This window comes from Danxiaibacter flavus (assembly GCF_041060425.1).
Taxonomy (GTDB): domain Bacteria; phylum Bacteroidota; class Bacteroidia; order Chitinophagales; family Chitinophagaceae; genus Danxiaibacter; species Danxiaibacter flavus.
The window spans coordinates 525,663-550,840 of sequence record NZ_JAULBC010000006.1; the positions used below are offsets into that span (position 1 = coordinate 525,663).

The window sequence follows — 25,178 nt, forward strand, 5'->3', positions numbered from 1 at the left end:
AATGAGAAACTTAAATAACTTATATAAATCGATTCTTTGCCTGGCTTTCATATTATCGTTTGCGTCCTGCGCAAAAGACTATCTGAATAAGAAGCCATTAGATCAGTTTTCTTCAGAAGATGTATGGGGCGATCCTGCACTTACGGAAGCTTTTGTAAATAAGATTTACGGAGATATCGGGTGGGGATGGGACTTCAATGCCGGTACTGTTGATGAGTCCCGCAGCCGCCAGGAAGCAAGCTTTGATATTGGTAACTGTCTTGTTACGCCTGACAACGCCAATAACTGGGGTAACTGGAACGGCAACTATGCTGACATTCGCGCTTGTAATATTTTTCTTGATAAAGTGTCTGAAATGACATTTGATAAAGCACTTGTAGACAGGATGACCGGTGAGGTTACATTCCTGCGCGCATGGGACTACCACAACCTTGTTAGTTATTTTGGCGGAGTACCGCTGGTTACAAAAGTGTATGGCCTGAATGATGATTTTAATATTGAACGCAGCTCTTATGAAGATTGCATCAACTTTATTGTAAGTGAGTGCGACAAGGCGGCAGCGTTATTACCTGATGTAGAGACAGGCGATAATCTTGGCCGTGCAACAAAAGGTGCAGCGCTTGCATTGAAAGCAAGAACATTGCTTTATGCAGCAAGTGATCAGCACAATCCAACAAAAAACCAATTTCTTACAAACGGTTTTTCCAATCCGGAGTTGCTGGGGTACAAAACAGACGATAAAATAAATCGCTGGACAGCGGCAAAGAATGCAGCTAAAGCAGTTATGGACATGAATCTTTATGGTTTATACCAGGCTGTTCCGGCTCCTGGTTCTTCTCCTGCAGACAATTACGCTTCTATCTTTACTTCCAAACTGCCTACCCAGGAGGATATTTTTATCCGCTTCTTCAATGCAGCTATTGGTAAAGGTGTTAACGGCTGGGACGTAACACCAAACGGATGGTATGGCAACGGTGGTGTAGGTGCTGTAAATGAATTGGTGGATTCTTATGAAATGAGCGATGGAACTAAATTCAGCAGGGACAACGCAGCCCAGGCAAAAGAGCCATACAAAAACAGGGACCCTCGTTTTTACGGAACAATTCTGTACGAAGGTGCCAAATGGAGGCCGCGCCCCAAAGACCTGCAGAGCCTTGATCCCGTTGGTGTTTTCCAGACAGGAACATGGGAAAAATGGGAAAATGGTCAAAAAGTAAATGTGTACGGACTTGATTCCCGTAACAGTGTTGCCAACTCATGGAACAACAATACTTCCGGCGCAACCATGAAGAAATACATTGATCCGAATGTTGATATCCAGGTAACTTATCAAGATTTAACCTTCAGATATTTCCGGTATGGAGAAATACTCTTAAATTACGCCGAAGCTTGCATTGAGTTAGGTCAGTATGAAGAAGCCAAGACTTACATGAATATGATTAGGACCAGAGCCGGAATGCCAAATATTCCAGCTTCAGAAACCGGAGATGCATTGCGCCAGCGCTTGCGTAACGAAAGACGAGTTGAACTTGCATATGAAGGACACAGATTTTTTGATGTTCGCAGATGGTTAATTGCAGACCAGGCTTATCATACCATGCACGGCGTGAGTGTTTTATACCCGCTGAATCCCGATCATACAACAGCAACGATACCCCAGATTACACCAATTGAAATTCAGTTAGGTGCGTGGTTAGACAAATGTTATTTCTTCCCCATCGCGAGAAGCGAGGTGAACAAGAATAACAAATTAGTGCAGAACCCAGGTTATTAATTTTATAAAGTATCATGTTGGTTTGGTCATTTAAAAATCAGATAAATGACCAAACCATTTTGAATTAAAACAAGCGCAACTATGAAGAAAAGGAGAAATTTTGATTGTCATTCCATGCTTAAAAAGCTGCAGTTATTTACGGGAGGGGCTTTATGTCTGTTGTATGTCTCTTGTAAAAACAGCAGCGATTTAAAGGCTGATTCAAAACTATCATCAGATCCCAAGGTGGCCAACCTTAAGCTGCCTGAAGGTTTTCACGCAGATCACCTGTATGGGCCTTCAGAAAACGAAGAAGGTTCATGGGTGTCCATGACATTCGATGACAAAGGCAGGCTGATCGCTTCAGATCAGTACGGTACATTGTATCGTATGCAATTGCCTGCAATTGGTGATACTGTTACCAAAGTAAAAATTGAACGTATCGCTGTTCCGGAAAAAGATACGGCAAACAACAAAGTAGATATCGGTTATGCGCACGGCTTGTTGTGGGCATTCAACAGCTTGTATGTGATGATCAATCACAACAGCGATAGTGCTTTTGAAAAAGGAAGTGGTTTGTACCGTTTGCAGGATACTAATGGTGACGATCAGTTTGATAAAATCACGTTGCTGAAAAAGCTGGAAGGCGAAGGTGAGCATGGTCCTCATAGTATTGTTTTATCCCCGGATAAAAAATCATTGTATGTAATTGCCGGTAACTTCACAAAGATCCCTGAGATGAATCGTTACCGCAGTAAACCAGATTCTAAAATTGACAACATTCTTCCGCTAGTTAAAGATCCTAACGGGCATGATAACACCGTAAACTGGCACGGCGGCTGGATTGCTCACGTTGATTCCACCGGTAACGACTGGGAACTGATCAGCTCTGGTTTCCGCAATCCATTTGACCTTGCGTTCAACGATGTTGGCGATATGTTTACTTATGATTCAGATATGGAGTGGGATTTTGGTACCCCATGGTATCGCCCTACTCGTATTTGTCACGTGACAAGCGGAAGTGAATTTGGATGGAGACCAGGTACAGACAAATGGTCACCGGTATTTCCTGATAACCTTCCTGCAATATTAAATGTTGGCCAGGGTTCACCAACAAACGTTGTATCCGGTGCCAATAGTCATTTTCCTGAAAAATACCGCAAGTCAATTTTTGCTTTTGACTGGAGTTTTGGTATCATCTACGCGATTCATCTTGACGCCGAAGGTGCTTCTTATAAAGCAAAAGGAGAGGAGTTTGTATCCGGTTCACCACTGCCATTAACAGATGGAGTTGTTGGTCCTGATGGAGCATTATATTTCCTCACAGGAGGTCGCAGACTGGAATCTGATCTTTATCGCGTTTACTATAAAGACAGTAAGGATAATACTGATGCGTTGAAAGCGCCTGAATTAACAGATGCACAAAAGCTTCGCAGAAAGCTGGAGGAGTACCATGGTGCGCCTAAAGCCGGTGCAGTAGATTTTGCATGGCCTTATTTGAAAGATAATGACAGGTTCATCCGTTTTGCAGCAAGAATTGCAGTAGAAAATAATCCTGTAAGTGAATGGAAAGCTAAAGCACTGGCAGAAAAAGATCCGGTTGCTTTAACACAGGCGATGATAGCCCTGGCCCGTAAAGGTGATCCTAATGATAAAGCTCAGGCATTAAATGCTTTGCAGCAGGTTGATTATGCAAAATTATCTGAATCACAGCAGATAGATCTGTTACGTGCATTTGAATTGGTATTCGCGCGTATGGGTGCGCCTGATGCTATTTCAAAAACGGCTGTAATTGCTTATTTGAATCCGCATTATCCTGCAAAAGGTGGTAATGAACTAAACAGGGAATTGAGCAAACTGCTTGGGTTCCTGGATGCGCCCGACTTTGTTGCTAAAACAGTTCCATTGTTGGCAGAAGCTAAAGATGATAACAGTTCCGGACAGGAAACATTTACAAAATCATCTGACCTTATCATGCGTAATCCGCAATACGGAATGGATATCGCAGGTATGCTTTCAAAAGTTCCGCCAATGCAGGCCACTTTCTATGCAACCGTTTTAAGCCAGGTAAAAACTGGTTGGACACCTCAAACGCAGGAGACTTATTTCAAATGGTTCAACAGTGCGTTTGATTACAAAGGGGGACACAGCTTTATAGGCTTTATTGATGGTGCAAGAAAGAAAGGTTTGGAAAATGTATCTAAAGATAAGTTTGCTTATTACGATAAAATGTCAGGCGAAACACTGGCCAATAGTTCTAATACAAACCTTGCAAAAGGCGCAATGCAACCAAAAGGTCCGTGGAGAAACTGGAAACTGGATGATGCAGTAAAAGTTGCAGACAGTGGTATCTATCACCGCAACTTTGAAAGAGGTAAAGCAATGTTCGCGGCTTCACTATGTATCTCTTGTCACAATATGCGTGGCGAAGGTGGAACGGCAGGCCCGGATCTTACGCAATTGGGTACGCGCTTCTCTTATAAAGACATGTTGGAAGCCATCATTGATCCCAGCAAAACAATTTCTGACCAATACGGTGCAACTGTGTTTTATCTGAAAGATGGTAGTTCTGTTGTAGGAAGATTGATCACACAGGAAGCTGGTAAATATGTCATTTCTCAGAATCCTTTTGCGCCTCAGACTGTAAGAGAAATTCCTAAAGATGATGTGTTACGTACGAGAGTTTCAGAAGTATCGCCAATGCTTCCGGGAATGATCAACAGGTTGAATCCCGAAGAATTAAAAGATTTGCTTGCTTACCTGAAAGCTGGTGGCAATCCCAAAGACACCATTTTCTCTGCAAAGGAAACTGCAGGAAAATAATTTTTAAACCACGAAGACACGAACAACACAAAGAAGCACAAAGAATTTATAGAAGAAGTTTTACGCAACCGACACAACAAAATGGCGACACGTTGAGGCTTTTTCCCATGGTTTACTCCGTGTTTCTTAGTGTTATTCGTGTCTCCGTGGTTTAACTGGTTCAAATAAAAAATGTATCACTTTAATACAAATAAAATGGAAACATTATCGCTTTCTCAAAACAATAACGGAAAAACTGCGACATTATCACTCGCACAAAAAGCATTGGAACAGGGACAAGGTATTTTGCGCCTGGCGCCTACATGGGTGCCTCGTTCATTTTGTGTGCCAGGTCGCAGAATAAAACTTCATCCCGATGATTATTATGTATTAGGTGGACAACGGGGTGGTATTGACGAAAGATGGCTTTCTTCAACAACACCGGCAAAGAATGGCCCCTTAACTGGTGAGCATGAGGGCCTGAGCTTTGTTGTGGTTAACGACGGCGATAAAGGAGAGAAAGTATTATTGAAAGATGCAATAGACGAATTAAAGGGAGAACTGATAGGTGACCGTATCTGGAATGAATACCAAAGCTGGCCAATGTATTCCAAGTTCTTCGATAATATGGGACCTTTGCCCCATCACGTGCATCACAATGATGAAAAGGCTGCTTTAATAGGTCAGAAAGGAAAGCCCGAGGCTTATTATTTTCCTCCTCAGTTGAACAACCATGGTGGTGATTTTCCTTATACATTTATTGGTATTGCGCCCGGTACAACCAAAGAGCAGATCCGCGAATGCCTGGTGAACTTTACAAAAGGAGATAACAAAATAACCAACTATTCACAGGCTTATAAATTAGAGCCGGGTACAGGTTGGGATGTACCTCCGGGATTATTGCACGCGCCGGGAAGTATGTGTACATATGAGCCACAAAAAGCTTCCGATGTGTTTGCCATGTATCAGTCATTGGTGAATGAAGCCATCATTCCTGAAGAGTTATTATGGAACGGATCACCAAAAGAAAGCGTAGGTGATTTTGATTCATTGATTGATGTGCTTGACTGGGAGCTGAATGTTGATCCCAATACAATGGAAAACAGGTTCATGGCTCCAAAACCTGTTAAGCCCGTTGAAGAAATGAAAGCAGAAGGTTATATTGAAAATTGGGTTTGCTACAAGTCTGATGCATTTAGTGCTAAAGAATTGACTGTATTCCCGGGTGAAACTGTTGTGATAAAAGACAGCGCTGCATACGGACTTATCATGATGCAGGGGCACGGACAAATGGGTGTGTGGGATATTGAAACACCAGCACTTATTCGTTATGGCCAGTTAACCAACGATGAATTCTTTGTAAGCGAAAAAGCAGCGAAGGATGGGGTGAAGATTGTAAACCTTTCTGCCACAGATCCTATCGTAATGCTAAAACATTTCGGCCCGAATAATCCTGATTTGGCGAAATGAGAAAATGGGTGAATGTGCAAATATGCAAATGCAAAGCACGTTGTTCTATTCGCGCATTGGCACACATGCACATTTGCATTTTTCAAATTTGCACATTTTCAAATTTGCACATTTAAAAATTCTAACGATATGCAACAAAATAACTATCCCAAACTGCATAATGCAACATGGCCCGGTATTGTTGGTAAAGGACCTGATTCCGAGCCACCGATTCCATTTGATACATTTCTTGAACTTACTTCAAAAGCAGAAGTTAACGGAGTGAAGTTTGACGGCATCGATATAGGATTATTAGAACCTCATTTTAAAATAGATGCATCTGATGATGACTGGAAAAGACTTGCTGATAAGTTGCAATCGCTTAACCTGAATGTTGGAAGCCTTGTGGCTCCGATATGGGGTGGTCCTGCTATGGGGTCCAAAGAAGACCGCGCAACTTTTGTAGAAATGGTGCGCAAATCATGCCAGATAGGGCAGAAACTAAAAGAACTAGGCGTAAGACATTACGGTGTGGTGCGCATTGATTCTGCATGCAAACCTGAAGACTGGTCAAAAGATCCTGTAAATAATACCCAATTGATTGCGCAGACTTTCCGCGAAGCATGTGATGTTGCTGCCGATTACGGAGAGCACCTTGCCGCAGAAGGTGAGATCTGTTGGGGCGGCATGCATAGCTGGAAGGCCATGATAGATACGCTAGAAGCAGTTGGTCGTCCTAATATCGGTTTCCAGGCAGATATGTCGCATACGCTGTTATACCTGTTGGGATATAACAGTCCGGAAGACAGGATTCTTCCTGAAAATTTTGATTGGAGCGATAAAAAAACATTGAATGACGGTTTAAGGAAATTAACCAATGCGCTTCGTCCGTGGACAATTGATTTCCACGTCGCACAAAATGATGGAACCGTACATGGCACTGGTTCTCATGATAAAACAGGCCGTCACTGCCTGGCTACAGATCCAAATGGTAAATTAGATATTACTGAAGCTGCTGGTTTCTGGCTTCGCGATGAGAATGGTAATCTCACCAAAGCCTTCCAGCACATTTGTTGGGATGGTTGTATGTTTCCCAATGAAGTGATGCTGCAACAAAAAACATGGAACGACATCCTGGCCGCAATGATTAAAGTTCGTGAGGCACATGGATGGTATGCTGAAGAGAAGAAGCTGGCGGGAGTGGTGTGAGGCGTGAGGTAACAGGTATCAGGTATCAGGTATCAGGTATCAGGTATCAGGTATGAGGTATGAGGTATGAGGTGTCAGGTATCAGCTATAAGGTGTAAGGAATAAGGTGTAAAATAAAAGGTATAAGGTATAAGGTATAAGGTATAAGGTACAAGGTATAAGACCTGAAACCTGATACCTGAAGCCTGACACCTTCTCAAAAAACATTCAAATGTCAAATAAAAAAGAATTACGAATAGGATTAATCGGGTGTGGTTTTATGGGAAGAACGCACTCCAACGGCTACAGACGTGTTCCCAATTTTTTTCCGGCGTTGCAATACACACCTGTGTTGCAGGCTGTTTGCGCGCGCAATGAAGCAAAGGCTCGTGCATTTGCAGATCAATGGGGATATGCTTCTGTTGAAACTGACTGGAAAAAATTAATTGCCCGCGATGATATCGATGCTGTGGATATATGTACGCCCAACGATACACATGCTGAAATAGCTATTGCAGCTGCTGAAGCAGGTAAGATGGTGTTGTGCGAAAAGCCGTTGGCCCGTACGCTGGCTGAATCGCAGGAAATGGTAGATGCTGTAGAAAAGGCTGGTGTGGCGAATACCGTATGGTATAACTATCGCCGTATTCCGGCAGTTACACTGGCCAAAAAAATTATTGAATCGGGAAAGCTTGGTCAGATTTATCACTACCGCGCAAACTTTTTGCAGGACTGGACAATCAATGCCAATCTTCCGCAAGGTGGTGAAGGCTTATGGCGCATGGACGCAAGTGTTGCGGGATCAGGCGTTACAGGTGATCTGCTTGCCCATTGCATCGATACAGCGATGTGGTTAAACGGAAGTATCAAAGATGTATCTGCTGTAACCGAAACATTTGTGAAAGAACGCATGCACCAGTTAACCGGTAAAGTTGAAAAAGTTGGTATTGATGATGCTTGTGTTTTCCATTGTCATTTTGAGAATGGATCACTGGGCTTGTTTGAATCAACAAGATATGCGCGCGGACATAAGGCATTATACACTTTCGAAATCAATGGTGCCAATGCATCTATCCGTTGGGATCTGCATGATTTGAACCGCCTTGAATTTTTTGATAATTCAGATGAATCAACACTCCGTGGCTGGCGCTCCATTCATGTCACTGATGGCGAACAACCATATATGGACAAATGGTGGGTGCCTGGTCTGGGCATTGGCTATGAGCACTCGTTCATTCACCAGGTGGCTGATTTTCTGCAAAGCCTGGAAACCGGTGGTCCTTGTAAACCTACCTTTAAAGAGGCATTGGAAACTCAGAAGGTTTGCGAAGCGGTGCTTGAATCTGCAAGTTCAAAAAGCTGGAAAGACACAGGAGTGAATGTTTGCATCAAATAAGATTAAGTCAATTTCAGTACTTATAACAATCAATCAAACTCAAACATGAAACACAAAAAAATATTCGTTCGTTCAGGAATAATATTGCTTGCCGGCGTGCTTTTCGGCATGCAGTCCTGCTACAGCCAAAGCAAAAAAGAAAAAGGTTTTGTAAAAATATTCGACGGTAAAACATTGAATGGTTGGGAAGCCGATACGGAATTCTGGCGCGTAGAAGACGGCGTGATCGTAGGTCAGGTTACCAAAGAAAAACCATTAAAAAACAATACTTTCCTGATTTGGAAAGGGGGGCAGCCCGGTGATTTTGAATTTGTTGCAGAATACAAGATCAGCCCGGAAGGTAACAGCGGCGTGCAATACCGTAGCGAGGCAGTTCCCGGTGTCCAGCACGGACTGAAAGGTTACCAGGCTGATATCGATGGTAAGAATACTTACACAGGTCAGAATTATGAAGAAAGAGGTCGCGGCTTTTTGGCCATGCGCGGACAGCAGGTGGATTTGAAGAACAACGAAAAGCCAATTGTAACGGGCTCCGTTGGAAATTCAGATTCTTTAAAAGCCCTGATCAAACCCGAGTGGAATGAGATCAGAATTGTTGCGAAAGGCAACAGGCTGAAGCATTATATCAACGGCGTGTTAATGAGCGATGCGACCGATGATGATACTGTGAACAGAAAATCTTCCGGCCTTATTGGTCTGCAGGTTCACGTAATGCCAACTATGAAAGTGGAATACAGGAACATACGTATTAAGGTAGAAGATAAAACAGCTTCGAGATAGAGGCCTGGCAAGTACGGGTTACGAAGCCCACCCGCGCCGGATGCGCATTCGGACGGGTACGAAGTACCTTGATTTGGTCAGGTTTTGTTTTCGGACAGCACGATTAAATAAAAAGGTATTTCTTCTGTAACATATCTAAAGACAGTTTTTGGAAGTCGGATTTTTTGGGTGAAGGGCTGATGGCGTTTGCGGTCAGCCTTTTTTTATTTGAGATATAGGTTAATGTCCTATCGACGAGAGAAGTTGGTTAACCACAATCAAGAGTAGCATGACAGATCTTTTCATTAAGATCAGGTTGTCTCCAATTCATTGCCGTCTGCTTTAGCTGACGGACATTGGTTGATCTTTTAAACAGGGCTTTAGTCCCCAAAATGGATAGTGTGGCTAAAGCCATCTTCAGTTAATTTCGTTTTCCGTCAGCTGAAGCAGACGGCAATGAAAAAAACAGCCTCCATGTCATTGGCAAAAGGCTGTTCAATTTTGGCCTGCTTTTAATTGAGTTTAATTTCCTACGGGAAAAATGGAAACATTCTTCTGGCGACTTCGCAGGTGATATTATAAGTAATTTTAATTGATGGAAAAGTCAAACCTGGAGCGAATTTTTTCCTCTGGCTACACAGACTCAAGGAAAACCGGAAGTTAATTTGATGAATCTAACGTAGCCTCATTTATGCACACTTTCCTCACAAAAATTATCTGAATTGAGAAACCAAGGCCCACTTAACATCTCCAATCGATTGCCCATAGGGCATCAAGCTCAGTAGCTTACAGAATTACGAAGCTTTATTGTCCGTAGGATATATACAATCATAGGAAGATCGGTACGTTCCCCTTTCTTTTTGATGGCTTTCGAAATTCGGGTAGAAATTAAATCAACGCGGTCGCATTTATGCATGCATTTTAAAACTATGCAGAGGGAATCCCGTTAATTATTCGATCGCTGGCTGCGTATAGCAGACTGATTGATGATCATGTAAAAATATTTTTTTGTCCGTCGGACATTTCTTCGGGCAGAAAAGCTGTTAGCCGATAGCTAAAAGCTGACAGCTATACGCCCAAATTCCCTATATTTACCATCTGCTTTTTAAGCGTATTTTAAAACTGATAACTCTAACGACTGGCATGTTTAATTATTCATGGGAGCAATTGACAAAAACAATTGCGGAAGTTGTATCGCAGAATGTTAGTGGTGAAATATGGAACTGGCTCCATGAAAACACTAACCAGGCAAACACAGGCAGGTTCAACAGAACTTTTGCAGCAATACCCTCCAAAACAGGTAAGGCATCTGTTTCTATTACCAATGATCAGCAAAAACAAATAGCATCTCTGTTACCGGGCTTTACGATCGAAGGATGGCCGGTTGACCGCCTTTGCCGCGTTTGGCTGCTCATGCAATTGGACGCTACCGACCAGCAAAAATATTTCCGCAGTATTGAAAATCTTTTTTTGACAGCTGATGTCAACGAGCAGGAAGCGCTTTATGCAAGTCTTCCGGTGCTTGCTTATCCCGAACTTTGGGCAAAGCGCTGCGCAGAAGGTATTCGCAGCAATATCGGAACGGTATTGCAGACCATCATTTGCGACAATCCATATCCGTCAGTTTACCTCGATGATAAGGCCTGGAATCAGCTTGTGCTAAAAGCTTTTTTCACAGAAAAACCAGTTCATCGCATCATTGGATTGGATAAGCGCAACAATAAAGAACTTGCCGATACACTAGTTGATTACGCGCACGAACGCTGGGCCGCAGGAAGAGCCATAAATCCGCAATTGTGGAGAGGCGTGGGACGTTTTATAAACGAAAATAATTTTGACGATATAAAAAGGGTATTCGATTCAACGGATAAAATAGAACAAGCGGCAGCAGCCCTGGCATGTAACGACGCGAATTATACCCCCGCAAAAGAACTGCTTCAATCGCATTCCCGCCTTGCGGACGAAATTAAAAATGACAGGCTAACATGGTGGATTCTTGGAGAAAGATACATGACAGTGTTAGCATAAAAATAAGGCTTCAATCATTTTATCAAATACTACTTAGATTATGTGTTGCAGTAACAACCTGACAGAAAAAGACCTGCTTCCCGGTAAACAGGATACTTCTTACCTGGAACGTATTAAAGGCATGCGTTTTTTTGATCCGCATATTCACATGACTTCGCGTACAACCGATGATTACCAGGCAATGGCTGATGCCGGTATCGTCGCAATTATAGAGCCTGCTTTCTGGTTGGGGCAGCCTCGTACCGGCGTTGATACTTTCAGGGATTATTACAGCAGCCTTGTCGGCTGGGAGCGTTTCCGGTCTTCCCAGTTCGGTATCAAACACTACTGTACTATCGGTCTTAATTCCCGCGAAGCAAACAATGAAGCATTAGCTGAGCAGGTAATGGAAATATTGCCGTTGTTTATTTATAAAGAAGGTGTAGTTGGTGTGGGTGAAATTGGTTTTGATGACCAGACGCCCGCCGAAGATAAATATTACCGTCTGCAACTGGAACTGGCGAAGGAAGCGTCCATGCCAGTGCAAATTCACACGCCGCACCGTGATAAGAAAAAAGGTACCAGCCGAAGTATGGATATTGCACTGGAGCACAACCTTGATCCGTACACCGTTATAGTTGACCACAATAATGAAGAAACGGTGAAAGAAGTGCTGGATCGCGGATTTTGGGCTGCATTCACCATTTATCCTTTCACCAAAATGGGTAACGAAAGAATGGTGGAGATTGTAAAACAGTACGGCACAGAACGTATCATGATCAATTCTGCTGCTGACTGGGGCATTAGCGATCCATTGGCTGTACCTAAGACGGCCGCGCTCATGAAAGATCATGGTTTTAGCGATGAAGATATCCGCATGGTAACGTACCAGAATGCGATCACCGCCTTTGCACAAAGCGGTCAGATTAATGTTGATGATTTCACAGTAGCACAGGGTATAGATCAAAGTGAAAAATTTGAGGGTAATACTATTCTGCGCGGCGGACAACAACCTCGTGTCGATAAAAATTCAATGATCATTAAATAGCAGAACGCGTGAAGAAAGTTGTCGGAATGCTCAGGCTCATGCGTTTGGCAAATATTATAACTGCCATTGCCGATATACTTGCGGGTGTTGCCATCGCAGGATTTACGGTAAATGGTAACTGGAATATTCAGCAATTGCAACCGGTGTTGCTGTTGGTTATTTCAACTACCGGCCTTTACGGCGGCGGAGTTGTGTTCAACGATGTTTTTGATGCAGCGCTGGACAAAGTGGAGCGGCCCGAGCGTCCAATTCCGAGTGGATTGATCAGTAAGGGTGCGGCAACTTCACTCGGGGCAATTCTTTTGCTCATTGGCATAGTGGCGGCATCGTTAGTACATCCCGGAAACTTATTTTCAGTCTCCACCATACTTGCCATCGTTACTGCGATATGTGCTTTGGTGTACGATAAATGGGGCAAGCATCAGTCTCTGTTCGGCCCGGTTAATATGGGATTGTGCCGGGGTGCGAACTTACTGCTTGGCATGAGCATCATTCCTGAAGCGATCACCGATCACTGGTACCTCGGTTTTATACCGGTTGTTTACATAGCAGCGATAACTATGATCAGCAGGGGAGAAGTGCATGGTGGAAAAAGGACAACTTTATATGCCGCTGTCAGCTTATATCTTATTGTGATTGCTTCGATTATTGCCGTTGCTTTCACGAACGGAGCAGGATGGCAGGTTGTTCCTTTTGTATTACTTTTCGGAATAATGATATTTCCACCTTTAAGAAAGGCGATACGTCAACCCGCAGGGCCATTGATTGGTAAAGCCGTTAAAGCAGGAGTGATCGCATTGATCATTATGAATGCTGCGTGGGCGGCTGCATTTGGTATGATTTACCTGGCACTATTGATATTGGTATTATTGCCCGTATCAATTGGGCTTGCAAAGCTTTTTGCGGTTACTTAATATTTTTTTATCATTACTAATTGTGTCGAAATAAAATGTACAATCAATTTGATATAAATACCGGTTTTGGCACATTTTCATAACGTAAAACATACAACTTATTACGTAGAACTTATTATGCAACAATTAACTGATACTTTGATGGAGACGAATGCAACCGTTGTGCGGCAGTCATTCAGTGTGAAGTTTGCATACGATGTGTACTTTACAACGCATTTGTTTGACGGGAAGAATACGCTGCTGAAAGATTTTTTACATCAACACAAAAGCGATACCGTTAAGAAGATTTTTTTTGTGGTGGATGAAGGTGTGATGAATCACCACGGATATCTGGATGAGCAGATAAGAAATTATTTCTCCCACGAAACAAGCATTGCTCTTGTGGACGAAATAATGGTTGTTCCGGGAGGGGAAGCAGCAAAAAATACGGAGAGCCTTTTGTTAAAGATTGTTGATGCTGTTGATAAATACAGCATTGATCGTCATTCATATATTGTGGCAATTGGTGGCGGTGCAGTGTTAGATCTTGTTGGTTATGCTGCTGCAATCTCACATCGGGGCATCAGGCATGTCCGCATTCCTACAACGGTTTTGTCGCAGGATGATTCAGCGATCGGCGTTAAGAATGGAGTGAACTATAAAGGAAAGAAAAACTTCCTGGGCACGTTTGCCCCTCCTGTGGCTGTGTTCAATGATTTTTATTTTCTTACTACATTAACAGATGCTGAGTGGCGCTCCGGAATTTCCGAAGCAGTGAAAGTTGCATTGATAAAGGATGCACCGTTTTTTGCGTGGTTGAAAGAAAATGCGACTGTGCTTGCTGCCAGAAACATGGAGGCAATGAAATACCTGGTACAACGGAGTGCGGCTTTGCACATGGAGCACATTGCCAGTGGTGATCCTTTTGAAATGGGCTCCTCCCGTCCGTTGGATTTTGGTCATTGGAGTGCTCATAAACTCGAGCAACTTTCAGGGTTTACAGTTAAACATGGTGAAGCCGTTGCGCTGGGTATAGCACTGGATAGCGCCTATTCTTTTGTTTCAGGCAGACTTTCGGAAGATGATGCAAAAAGTATTGTGGATGTGCTGTTAGATCTGGGCTTTTCAATTTCGCATCCACTGATGGAAATAAAAGATGAATCAAGTCCTGTCATAAAAGGATTGGAAGAATTCAGGGAACACCTTGGTGGCAAGCTCACTATTATGTTGCTGTCGGCTATCGGGCAGGGTGAAGAAGTGCATGAACTTGATATAGCGCTTTTACAAAAAGCCTCAGCATGGCTGGGCACCATATGAAAACAATTTTCTTAAACACAAGAACAAGTTAAAATGCTTACTAGTTACGGTCACCTGACATATTGCAGTAATATTCATGCCGGAGAAAGCTGGCACGATCATTTTGCAAAGCTGCAAGAGCATATTCCACAGATAAAAGAACAATTATCTCCCGGCAGGGCTTTTGGTATCGGCTTGCGTTTATCCAACGAAGCCAGTATAGAACTGCTGAAAGATAATAACCTGCCGGTGTTTCAGGATTGGTTGAAGCAACATGATTGTTATGTTTTTACCATGAATGGTTTTCCTTACGGGGGCTTTCATAACACCAGGGTAAAAGACAATGTGCATGCGCCTGACTGGACAACCGTTGATCGTGTTGAATACACTAAAAGACTGATTCAGATATTAGCAGCCTTAGTGCCCGAAGGGATGGATGGAGGTATATCAACCTCACCATTGTCCTACCGGTTTTGGCATACTGCTGCTGACTTGCCCAATGTCTTTACAACTGCAACAAATCATATTCTTGAGATAGTAGATTACCTGATTGAAGTAAAAGCTCAAACAGGCAAATTAATTCACCTTGATATTGAACCAGAGCCAGACGGATTGTTGGGTGAAGGAAAAGAATTTATCGACTGGTATACACAATACCTGCTACCATTAGGAACAAAGCATTTACAGGAACGGAATGGCATATTGGAAGATGCTGCCGAGGCTGCAATTAAACAGCACATTCAATTGTGTTATGATGTTTGCCATTTTGCGATCTGTTACGAAGACCATGCAGAGATGGTGCGTCAGATAAAATCACTTGGTATTAAAACCGGTAAGATTCAGATCAGTGCGGCTCTGAAAGCCAAATTACCTGCAGAGCCCGGTGAGCGTACTGAAGTAATTGATGCCTTTGAACGCTTTAATGAGCCGGTTTATCTTCACCAGGTTGTTGCTAAACAAACAGATAGTGAATTGATCCGTTATGCAGACATGCCGGAGGCGCTTGCAGATAAGGATAATCTTGACGTGACTGAATGGAGAGCGCATTTTCACGTGCCGCTATTCATTGAGCAATATGATGTATTACAGTCAACACAACAGGACATCCGTAAAGTGCTGGCCCTGCATCGTCACCAGTCTTTTACTTCACATCTTGAAGTAGAAACTTATACCTGGGAAGTGTTGCCTGAAGAAATGCGCATGCCGATCACGCAGTCAATTATCCGTGAAATGGAATGGGTGAGTAAATTGTTGTGCTGCAGCAGCATATGAAGACCGTAAGATTGTAAGATCGTAAGACGTGTAAGATGGGCAAGATGGGCAAGATGTACGAAATGATAAGAATGCAAGATAGAAAAGTAAGATAAGAACGCAGTCTGCCTTCGTTTCAAATCCCGAAGCCCGCCTGACCGGACGGGCGGGGGGTGATATTATACATTCGATAAATTTGATGATTTGTAGAACTGGTAAAATTTAAACTCCACCGATGAAAAAAACAGTTGTTATTGATATTGTTGGTTTGTCTTCTTCCGTAATAGGTGAACACACGCCATTCATTAAAAATTACCTCGAAAAAAAACATTTCAATACAATTGATCCGATGCTGCCGGCGGTAACCACTAGCGTGCAGTCAACTTATATAACAGGTAAATGGCCTTCTGAGCATGGTATTGTAGGCAATGGCTGGTATGATCATACCGATAGCGAGATCAAATTCTGGAAGCAATCAAACAAATTGGTAAAGGCCGAAAAAATCTGGGAACGCGCCAGGAAAGAAGATCCTTCTTTCACTGTATCAAAAATGTTCTGGTGGTACAATATGTACTCAAGTGCTGATTACGCTGTAACACCACGTCCGAATTACCTGGCCGATGGCCGTAAAATGCCGGATTGTTATTCAGTGCCGGCAGAACTGCGTGATGAATTGCAGAAAGAATTGGGTCAGTTCCCTTTATTCAAATTCTGGGGTCCAGGTGCAGATGTTACCTCCACTAAATGGATCGCAGATGCATCTGTTTACACGGACAAAAAATATGATCCCACTTTAACGCTGATCTATCTGCCGCATTTAGATTATTGTCTCCAAAAATATGGTAGCGATGCGGCTGCTATTGCAAAAGAGCTTGGTGAAATTGATAATATTGTAAAGGATCTGGTTGAATATTACACCTCTAAAAATGCCAGGATAATCCTGCTTTCAGAATATGGTATTAACGCTGTCAGCCGGCCTGTTCACATCAACAGGCTGCTGCGTGAACATAATTTATTGGGCATTCGTGTAGAACGGGGACTTGAATTGCTGGATGCCGGCGTTTCAAAAGCCTTTGCTGTTTCTGATCATCAGGTGGCGCATATCTACATAAATGATCCCTCCGTTAGGGAAAAGGTTAAAAAGCTTGTCACAGGTTTGCCCGGTGTACAGTTGGTGTTAGATAAAGAGCAACAAAAAGAATATCATATAGATCATGAAAGAAGCGGTGATCTCGTTCTAATGGCAGATGAACGAAGCTGGTTCACTTATTATTTCTGGCTGGATGATGCAGTCGCCCCTGACTATGCAAGGGTTGTTGATATTCACAAAAAGCCGGGGTATGATCCTGTCGAGTTATTTATGACCTCAAAAGCAAGAGCTGCTTACAAGTTGTTGCGTAAGAAAGCCGGCTTCCGTTATGTGATGGATGTAATTCCATTAGATGCCACATTAGTAAAAGGCTCTCATGGCGCCGTTGTCAGTGATAAAGCCTATCATCCGGTATTAGTGACAGATCTGCCTGTAAGTAAAGATCATTTAGAGGCAGTGGATGTGTATGATGTTATCTGGCAACATTTGACGAATTAAGCAACAATAAAAATTGCCTGTAATTTCTTCGATATTTCTCTACCGGATGAAATTACAGGCAATACTTCTTTTAAAAGTAACTTCTGGCTTCCTCTGTAAAATAAAAAATACAGTTACACAGAGTCACACGGAGAAGGCACTGAGCTACACAGAGAATGCGATCAGATCTTTCAGGCTTTTTGAATTTTTACTTTTGAATTTTGACTTTTTCCTCATTTTCAATTATCCATTCTCTTAAACTTCTCCAAAAGATACTCTTCCAGCCCTTCTTCCGCGTCTTCCAGTTCCTGCAAAGAATCAACTACAAAATATTGTTTCTGAAAACTATCTTTTATGTAAGGCGTTTCTACAATTTTTGCCACATTAAACGGAACGTGTGCAGGTTCATCGGAAAGCGAATATTTGGTTTCAGCAATAGAAGAAAGAATTCCTGCGCCATAAATTTTCAGGTCGTCTTTATCCCTCACCAGGCCAAACTCAATGGTGTACCAGTATAACCTTGCAATTGCCTCTATTATATCTTCATTATTGCTGTTGCGGATTACAATGCCAGCCAGCACATGCAGATAGCTGCAAATAAAAGGATCTGTAAGCAACGGGATATGTCCAAAAACATCATGAAACATATCCGGCTCCTCGAGGTAATCTAACTGCTCAGGCTTCCGCAGCCAGTTGGTTGTGCCAAACTTATTGTCATACAACTGTTCAAAAAACAAGAGGTTGTCAATTAACCCGGGAACCGGGTAAATCGACCACCCGGTGAGTTTAGCAAGTCGCTGGTTAATATCATCAAAATCCGGAATGGTATCAGCCGTGAAGCCCAATTCCTGAACGCCTTTCCAAAAATGCGGGTAGGCAAACTGTTGAACGGCCTTAACCTGTCTATCAAATAAGATGGACCAGGTCTGATAATCTGTGGCAGAATATGATGGAGTTGATTGTGTTAACATACGGCAAGTTTTAGCTAGATCAGTGAAGAATAATAATTTGACCGGAGCGTTAAAGGGCGGAGCATAAATCGCCCCATGCTGAAGTAGTATTTGCTAAACAGGCCTTCTTTTACGAACTTTTTTCTCTACTGACCTGAAGTGGATCATAGGCAATAAATCTTTGTAAAGTTATCTTTTTTTGTCAGCAACAGCAAGACAGTGAATAGTGAATGGTCAATAGTGAAAGGTGCAGCCTTTAAACTGTTCGGGAAACCCCGAAAAATTAACATAGTGTTTTCTGATTACAATAAAGCCTAGCCCTGAAAAGGCTGGCCACATGTAATTACTGCTACACATTTCACTATTCACCATTCACTATTGACTTTTTGCCTTCCGAACCTGACTGCATGAAAGGGACCTGCTCGCACCCTTCACTATTCACCATTCACTATTGACTATTCACGATTGACATCGTGAATTTCCTCGTACATTTGCAATAGCTAAACACATTCTTCATGAGACCCGATTATTCTCATAAGATCTTTTCTGATGAACGCACCGGCTATATCTTCCTGGTATTAACGCTTGCTACCGACTCGGTTCGTTAAGTTGTTGCGGCTTGGTTTTTGTTCGACCTGGTATGTATTGAGAAATGCGTACATCAGGCATTTTCTAACGACTAACGATATTCCATATGAACACACCTATCACGGAAAAGCAGTCTGCAACTGTTGAACACGATTTTCTTCAGTTAAATGGTACCGATCATATAGAACTGTATGTAGGTAATGCCAAACAGTCTGCGCTTTACTATAAAACAGCTTTTGGTTTTCAATCCCTGGCGTACGCAGGGCCGGAAACCGGCGTACGGGACAGGGCTTCTTATGTGCTTTCGCAGGGTAAAATAAGATTGGTGTTAACATCGCCGTTATCCTCCAATCACGTTATTGCCCGGCATATTCAAAAGCATGGCGACGGTGTAAAAATGCTTGCGCTATCGGTTGATGATGCATATGAAGCTTTCGAAGAAACTACACGAAGAGGCGCGGAAACATATATGGAACCGGTTACATTAAAAGATGAAGATGGCATTGCGCGCATCAGCGGTATAAAGACTTACGGCGAAACCGTGCATTTGTTTGTAGAGCGGAAGGATTACAAAGGTGTTTTTCTCCCCGGCTATAAGCCATGGAAAAGTAACTACCAGCCAACGGAGACCGGATTGCTGTATGTTGATCACTGTGTTGGCAATGTTGGTTGGAACAGGATGTTACCTGTTGTAAAATGGTACGAAGATGTGATGGGCTTTACCAACATTTTATCCTTTGATGACAAACAAATCAATACGGAATACTCCGCTTTGATGAGTAAGGTGATGAGTAACGGTAATGGCTTTGTGAAATTCCCAATCAATGAACCGGCGGAAGGAAAGAAAAAGTCTCAGGTGGAAGAGTACCTGGAATTTTATGAAGGTGAAGGTGTACAGCACATTGCGGTTGCTACCAGTGATATTATTACCACGGTAAAGGCCATGAAATCCCGTGGTGTTGAGTTTCTAAGCACACCACCAGGTACGTATTACGAACAGTTGGCTGAGAGGGTTGGCAAGATTGACGAAAGCGTTCTTGCGTTGAAGGAGCTGGGAGTTTTGGTAGACAGGGATGATGAAGGGTACCTCTTGCAAATATTTACAAAACCGGTTCAGGATCGTCCTACGCTCTTCTTTGAAGTCATTCACCGAAAAGGCGCAAAAAGCTTTGGTGCAGGAAACTTTAAAGCATTGTTCGAAGCGATCGAAAGAGAACAGGCGTTGAGAGGGAACCTGTAGGCAACTATTAATGCTTAATACTTAATGCCTGAAACCAGACACCTGATGCCTGATACCTCAAACCTATTTATTATGCCATATTACTATTCGCTTGGACAAATACCACACAAACGGCACACGCAATTTCGCAAGCCGGACGGAAGTTTATATTCGGAACAATTATTTTCAACCGAAGGATTTTCGAGTGACTCATCTTTGCTCTACCATCATCACCCGCCGACACAGATCATTAAAACCGAAGACGCGAAGCAAGTATCGCCCATACCAGCTGAACACCAACTACTGCAGCATCGTTGCTTTAAAGGCTTCGATATTAAACCGGCAGAAGACTACCTGGAGAGTCGAAATACGGTGTTGATGAACAATGATTGTCATATTGTTTTGGCCGCGCCACAAAAAAGCATGTCCGGATATTTTTATAAAAATGCGGACGCGGATGAACTCATTTTTATTCATGAAGGAAGTGGTGTGTTGCATACTTCTTACGGGAAAATTCCTTTCGGTTACGGCGATTACCTGGTAGTGCCGCGAGGAACCACTTATCAGATAGAATTTGCAACTACGCAGAACCGGTTGTTTATTGTTGAATCCTTCAGTCCCATTCGTTTTCCCAAAAAATACCTAAGCAAAAATGGGCAATTGCTGGAACATTCGCCTTACTGTGAAAGAGATATCCGTCCCCCACAAGTACTCGAAACAGTTACTGATGAGGGCGATTATTTTATCAAGGTAAAGAAGAGTGGTTGGCTATACAGCATGCACTATAAAGCACATCCGTTTGATGTGATTGGCTGGGATGGTTGTTGTTATCCTTTTGCGTTCAGTATTCATGACTTTGAGCCGATTACGGGTCGCGTACACCAACCGCCGCCAGTACACCAGACTTTTGAAGCAAATAATTTTGTTGTATGTTCTTTCGTGCCCCGCTTGTTTGATTATCATCCGCAGTCAATTCCCGCGCCATACAATCATAGCAATATAGATAGCGATGAAGTGATTTATTATGTAGATGGTGATTTTATGAGCCGGAAAAATGTATTTCGCGGAATGATCACACTGCATCCTTCCGGGATACCGCACGGGCCACACCCGGGCGCAGTTCAGAAAAGCATCGGAGCAAAAGAAACCAAAGAATTGGCAGTAATGATTGACACATTTCATCCGCTTCATTTAACAACACAGGCAAAAGAAATTGAAGATCCGGGCTATACGATGAGTTGGGCGGAATAGCAATTGAAAATGGAGAATTGATAATTGACAATGGCGAACATGCAAATGGGGGAATATGCAAATGTGCAAATGTGGGAATATGCAAATTTGCGAATTGTTAGCAATTGAAAGTGAGGAATTGAATATATCGCTTGTTATTAGAATAGATATTACAGAATGACCGATCGGGAAAGTTAGCGATGTAGAATGGCAAACGAATTTGCAAAAGGATTTTAAGCTCCGTAGGAACTGCCTGTTTGTAGCAAGAAAACTGGTATTCCATTCGGCTCCGTCGGAGCCTCCGGTAAAATGGGTCAGGGAGTTTAAGATCGTATATCGTTTGAATGGTTTGATCTATATTTTAATAACCGCACAACATCTTTCATGAAACTGATTTCTTATTTACATAGGAACGGCAAAGAGCAATTGGCAATCCTGGTTGATGACCTGGTGTATAATATGCAGGATCTGCATAAAGGACTTGTGGGTGATATGGATTCGTTTTTGAAGCATTGGGCAGCACAATATCCTTTGGCTTTACAGGCTTATAAACATTTGGCAGAACAGCCGGACATAAAGGGCATACCGTTACGCGATTTGCGTTTGCTTTCACCCGTAACCCACCCAACGTCACTGAGAGACGGGTACGCGTTCAGGCAACACGTTGAATCTGCCAGGCGTAACCGCGGCGCGCAGATGATTGCACAGTTTGATGAATATCCCGTGTTCTACTTTAGCAATCATCAATCGGTACAGGGCGCCGGCGAGATTAAATGCATGCCGGATCATTTTCAAAAACTGGATTTCGAATTGGAATGCGCCATTGTTGTTTGCAGGAAAGGGAGAAACATTAAAGCAAATGAAGCAGCCGACTATATCGGAGGCCTGATGGTCATGAACGACATAAGTGCCCGTACGTTACAGATGGAAGAGATGTTGTTGAACCTGGGGCCTGCAAAAGGAAAAGATTTTGCAACTATATTAGGTCCCTGGCTGGTAACAACAGAAGAATTAAAGGCTTATGAAGTGCCTTGTAAACCAGGCCATATTGGTCAGAGCTGGAATCTTGCTATGACTGCAAAAGTGAATGGAAATGAAGTCAGTCGCGGTAATCTGTCAGATATGGATTGGACATTTGCCGAATTAATTGAAAGAGCGAGTTACGGCGTAACCTTGTCTCCCGGTGATGTAATAGGCAGCGGCACTGTCGGGACTGGCTGTTTTTTGGAATTGAATGGTACCGGTAAACTTCATGATGGCAATTACAAAGAACAATGGCTGCAGGCTGGTGATACTATCGAACTTGAGATAGCGGAATTGGGTAAGCTGGTAAATAAAATAACTGCAGAGACGATTGATCACTCCATTCTTGAAAATAAAAAGCATGCTGTTAAATCTTAAAGATCTGAATGCAGCCTCCCGGCAACGTTATCTTCAACATGCTGTAGCGCCTCGCCCCATTGCTTTTGCGAGCACCATAGGTAAGGATGGTGCAATCAATCTAAGTCCGTTTAGTTTCTTCAATCTGTTTTCAACCAATCCACCTATCGTTATTTTCTCTCCATGCCGACGGGTACGTGACAATACAGTCAAACACACATTGCTGAATGTAATGGAGGTGCCCGAAGTTGCAATTAATATTGTAGATATAAATATGGTGCAGCAGGTGAGCCTGAGTTCCTGCGAATATGAAAGGGGCGTAAATGAATTTAGAAAAGCAGGATTTACTGAGGAAGCTTCCGTATACATAAAGCCGCCCCTTGTTAAGGAAAGTAAGGTAAAATTTGAGTGCAAAGTTCTTGAAATAAAACACCTGGGCATTGAAGGCGGCGCGGGCAACCTGATCTTTTGCGAGATCATCTGCATGCACATTGCAGAGGAAATTCTGGATGAACAGGGAATGATTGATCCCCGAAAACTCAACCAGGTTGCGCGGTTAGGTGATAACTGGTATGCTGTTGTTACTTCAGACAACCTGTTTGAAGTTGAGAAACCGAATGTCCGGTTAGGGATTGGAATCGACGCTCTTCCTGCATTCATTCGAAATAGCAAAATACTGACTGGTAATCAATTGGGGAAACTTGCCAACGTATCCGTCTTGCCTGAAGCAGATCCGGCTTTTGCAGACGAGCAAGTTACGACAATGCTAATGCATTTGGCCCACCACAATAAAATGAATAAACTCGAAACCTATATCGGTGAATTGCTTAATGAAGACAAAGTAAGTGATGCCTGGCAGGTGATACTGTTGTTGTTGAAAAGCATAGAGCCTAAAACCCAAAGCGCAAAACCAGCTAATGAAAGATAATGTCCTATATTTTTTGCAAGCTTTGTGATCTTAGGTGCTTAAGTGCTTCCTTTTAGTTCTTTGTGCTCCTTTGCGTCCTTCGTGTTAGTGGATCAAAAAAATATCTGTGTTTAGTTTCGCCGTCCATGCCTCAACGGTTCAAAATCCCTGTAATTCATGATACTATTTCAAAATATTATTGTGGAGGGCCGTTAATAATCATCACGCTGTTTTGCTTACGCCCCTTCAGATACTTTACGAAGTTTATTTTACACATTGTGTTATTTTGTTCCAATGACTGTGTCTTTCAGCGCGAAGCTGGCTATTGTTATTATGAACGGTGGCTTGCCCAATTTGTAGGAGAATTGAGTTCAATTATTCCGCTCCACCTTTCACTATTGACTATTCACCATTCACTCTATTGCCTTCCTCACATCTTCCTTGTATCTTGTCTCTTCAACAATCCTCATCCGTTATGGTCTTCAAAAATGCAATAAGCTGGTTCGAAATACCGACGACCGACATAGACCGCGCTCAGAAGTTTTATGAAGCAATATTTGAGATTGAAATGGTGCCGCTTGATGTGCAGGAACTTACAATGCGACTCTTCCCGGTTGAGACTCCCATGAGTATCGGCGGGGCGCTTTGCCATCATCCGGAATTTTATAAACCTTCTTCAACAGATGGACCTTTGATTTACTTAAATGGCAATCCGGACGTACAGAATATTCTTGATAGGATAGAAGCTGCCGGCGGCAAGATCGTCGTTCCTAAAACACAAATAACGCCGGAATATGGCTATATGGCCATCTTCATCGATACCGAAGGTAATCGCATAGCCTTGCACTCCGTGCCGGAGGTTGAAGGGCCTAAAGCGTAAAGCCGAGAGCCCAAAACCTGCCGAAGTCTTGTTTCACGCGGCGGGCGCGAAGAAGCTGCGACGCAGCGAGGTTGGAAACACGAAGGCACAAAGAACACCAAGAAGCACAAAGATTTTGAAACATAGATTCTTCGTCAGGAGGAAGCGTCATCAGGTACACACACTCACTTTAGTTCTAAGCTTTGAGCTTTAGGCTTTAAGCTTAAACCTTTGTGCTTCCTTGCGCCCTTAGCGTCTTTGTGGCAAAATCGTCGTGCCTCGTTCGTGTCGCTTGTGCCTCCGTGGTTCCAAAGCTTTGAGCTTTAGGCTTTAAGCTTAAACCTTTGTGCTTCCTTGTGCCCTTAGCGTCTTTGTGGCAAAATCGTCGTGCCTCGTTCGTGTCGCTTGTGCCTCCGTGATTCCAAAGCTTTGAGCTTTAGGCTTTAAGCTTAAACCTTTGTGCTTCCTTGTGCCCTTAGCGTCTTTATGGCAAAATCGTCGTGCCTCGTTCGTGTCGCTTGTGCCTCCGTGGTTCCAAAGCTTTGAGCTTTAGGCTTTAAGCTTAAACCTTTGTGCTTCCTTGCGCCCTTAGCGTCTTTGTGGCAAAATCGTCGTGCCTCGTTCGTGTCGCTTGTG

General features: G+C 43.0%; 18 protein-coding genes. 17 read left to right on the top strand and 1 reads right to left on the bottom strand.

Features of this window, described 5'->3' with window-relative positions; genetic code table 11:
- The first annotated feature begins 1 nt into the window (after nt 1).
- From QTN47_RS19245 to QTN47_RS19300, 12 genes are all read left to right on the top strand, one after another.
- On the top strand, nt 2-1,774 hold the full coding sequence (locus QTN47_RS19245; protein ID WP_369331038.1) for a RagB/SusD family nutrient uptake outer membrane protein: 1,773 nt from the start codon (nt 2-4) through the stop codon (nt 1,772-1,774).
- Nucleotides 1,775-1,855: 81 nt separating this feature from the next.
- Nucleotides 1,856-4,576, top strand: a complete 2,721-nt coding sequence (locus QTN47_RS19250; RefSeq protein WP_369331039.1) for a c-type cytochrome — start codon at nt 1,856-1,858, stop codon at nt 4,574-4,576.
- Between the two features lie 195 nt (nt 4,577-4,771).
- Nucleotides 4,772-6,025, top strand: coding sequence for a class I mannose-6-phosphate isomerase (locus QTN47_RS19255; protein ID WP_369331040.1), 1,254 nt, complete (start codon nt 4,772-4,774; stop codon nt 6,023-6,025).
- 129 nt (nt 6,026-6,154) lie between these two features.
- Entirely contained in the window at nt 6,155-7,213 is a 1,059-nt protein-coding gene (locus QTN47_RS19260; RefSeq protein ID WP_369331041.1) for a sugar phosphate isomerase/epimerase family protein, read from the top strand.
- A 211-nt stretch (nt 7,214-7,424) separates the two neighbouring features.
- Complete coding sequence (locus QTN47_RS19265; protein ID WP_369331042.1) at nt 7,425-8,588, top strand: Gfo/Idh/MocA family protein; 1,164 nt, start codon at nt 7,425-7,427, stop codon at nt 8,586-8,588.
- A gap of 45 nt (nt 8,589-8,633) precedes the next feature.
- On the top strand, nt 8,634-9,368 hold the full coding sequence (locus QTN47_RS19270) for a 3-keto-disaccharide hydrolase (RefSeq protein ID WP_369331043.1): 735 nt from the start codon (nt 8,634-8,636) through the stop codon (nt 9,366-9,368).
- Between the two features lie 1,122 nt (nt 9,369-10,490).
- Nucleotides 10,491-11,375 (top strand): EboA domain-containing protein, encoded by an 885-nt coding sequence (locus QTN47_RS19275; protein WP_369331044.1) that lies wholly within the window; start codon nt 10,491-10,493, stop codon nt 11,373-11,375.
- A gap of 40 nt (nt 11,376-11,415) precedes the next feature.
- Nucleotides 11,416-12,402 (top strand): TatD family hydrolase, encoded by a 987-nt coding sequence (locus QTN47_RS19280; RefSeq protein ID WP_369331045.1) that lies wholly within the window; start codon nt 11,416-11,418, stop codon nt 12,400-12,402.
- An 8-nt stretch (nt 12,403-12,410) separates the two neighbouring features.
- On the top strand, nt 12,411-13,316 hold the full coding sequence (eboC, locus tag QTN47_RS19285) for a UbiA-like protein EboC (RefSeq protein WP_369331046.1): 906 nt from the start codon (nt 12,411-12,413) through the stop codon (nt 13,314-13,316).
- 66 nt (nt 13,317-13,382) lie between these two features.
- Complete coding sequence (locus tag QTN47_RS19290; protein ID WP_369331047.1) at nt 13,383-14,612, top strand: 3-dehydroquinate synthase; 1,230 nt, start codon at nt 13,383-13,385, stop codon at nt 14,610-14,612.
- A 33-nt stretch (nt 14,613-14,645) separates the two neighbouring features.
- A complete protein-coding gene (gene eboE / locus QTN47_RS19295; RefSeq protein WP_369331048.1) occupies nt 14,646-15,863 on the top strand; it encodes a metabolite traffic protein EboE in 1,218 nt (405 codons plus the stop codon).
- A 214-nt stretch (nt 15,864-16,077) separates the two neighbouring features.
- On the top strand, nt 16,078-17,430 hold the full coding sequence (locus tag QTN47_RS19300; protein ID WP_369331049.1) for an alkaline phosphatase family protein: 1,353 nt from the start codon (nt 16,078-16,080) through the stop codon (nt 17,428-17,430).
- Between the two features lie 218 nt (nt 17,431-17,648).
- Here QTN47_RS19300 and phhA read toward each other — a convergent pair whose 3' ends face one another.
- Nucleotides 17,649-18,380, bottom strand: a complete 732-nt coding sequence (gene phhA / locus QTN47_RS19305) for a phenylalanine 4-monooxygenase (RefSeq protein ID WP_369331050.1) — start codon at nt 18,378-18,380, stop codon at nt 17,649-17,651.
- A 673-nt stretch (nt 18,381-19,053) separates the two neighbouring features.
- Here phhA and hppD point away from each other — a divergent pair.
- The 5 genes from hppD (at nt 19,054) to QTN47_RS19330 (ending at nt 24,563) form a co-directional block, all read left to right on the top strand.
- A complete protein-coding gene (hppD, locus tag QTN47_RS19310; RefSeq protein ID WP_369331051.1) occupies nt 19,054-20,187 on the top strand; it encodes a 4-hydroxyphenylpyruvate dioxygenase in 1,134 nt (377 codons plus the stop codon).
- A gap of 72 nt (nt 20,188-20,259) precedes the next feature.
- Nucleotides 20,260-21,417 (top strand): homogentisate 1,2-dioxygenase, encoded by a 1,158-nt coding sequence (locus QTN47_RS19315; protein ID WP_369331052.1) that lies wholly within the window; start codon nt 20,260-20,262, stop codon nt 21,415-21,417.
- A 363-nt stretch (nt 21,418-21,780) separates the two neighbouring features.
- A complete protein-coding gene (locus QTN47_RS19320; protein ID WP_369331053.1) occupies nt 21,781-22,797 on the top strand; it encodes a fumarylacetoacetate hydrolase family protein in 1,017 nt (338 codons plus the stop codon).
- On the top strand, nt 22,781-23,704 hold the full coding sequence (locus QTN47_RS19325; protein ID WP_369331054.1) for a flavin reductase family protein: 924 nt from the start codon (nt 22,781-22,783) through the stop codon (nt 23,702-23,704). The genes QTN47_RS19320 and QTN47_RS19325 overlap by 17 nt, the downstream gene beginning before the upstream one ends.
- 454 nt (nt 23,705-24,158) lie before the next feature.
- Nucleotides 24,159-24,563, top strand: a complete 405-nt coding sequence (locus QTN47_RS19330) for a VOC family protein (RefSeq protein WP_369331055.1) — start codon at nt 24,159-24,161, stop codon at nt 24,561-24,563.
- The last annotated feature ends 615 nt before the right edge of the window (nt 24,564-25,178 follow it).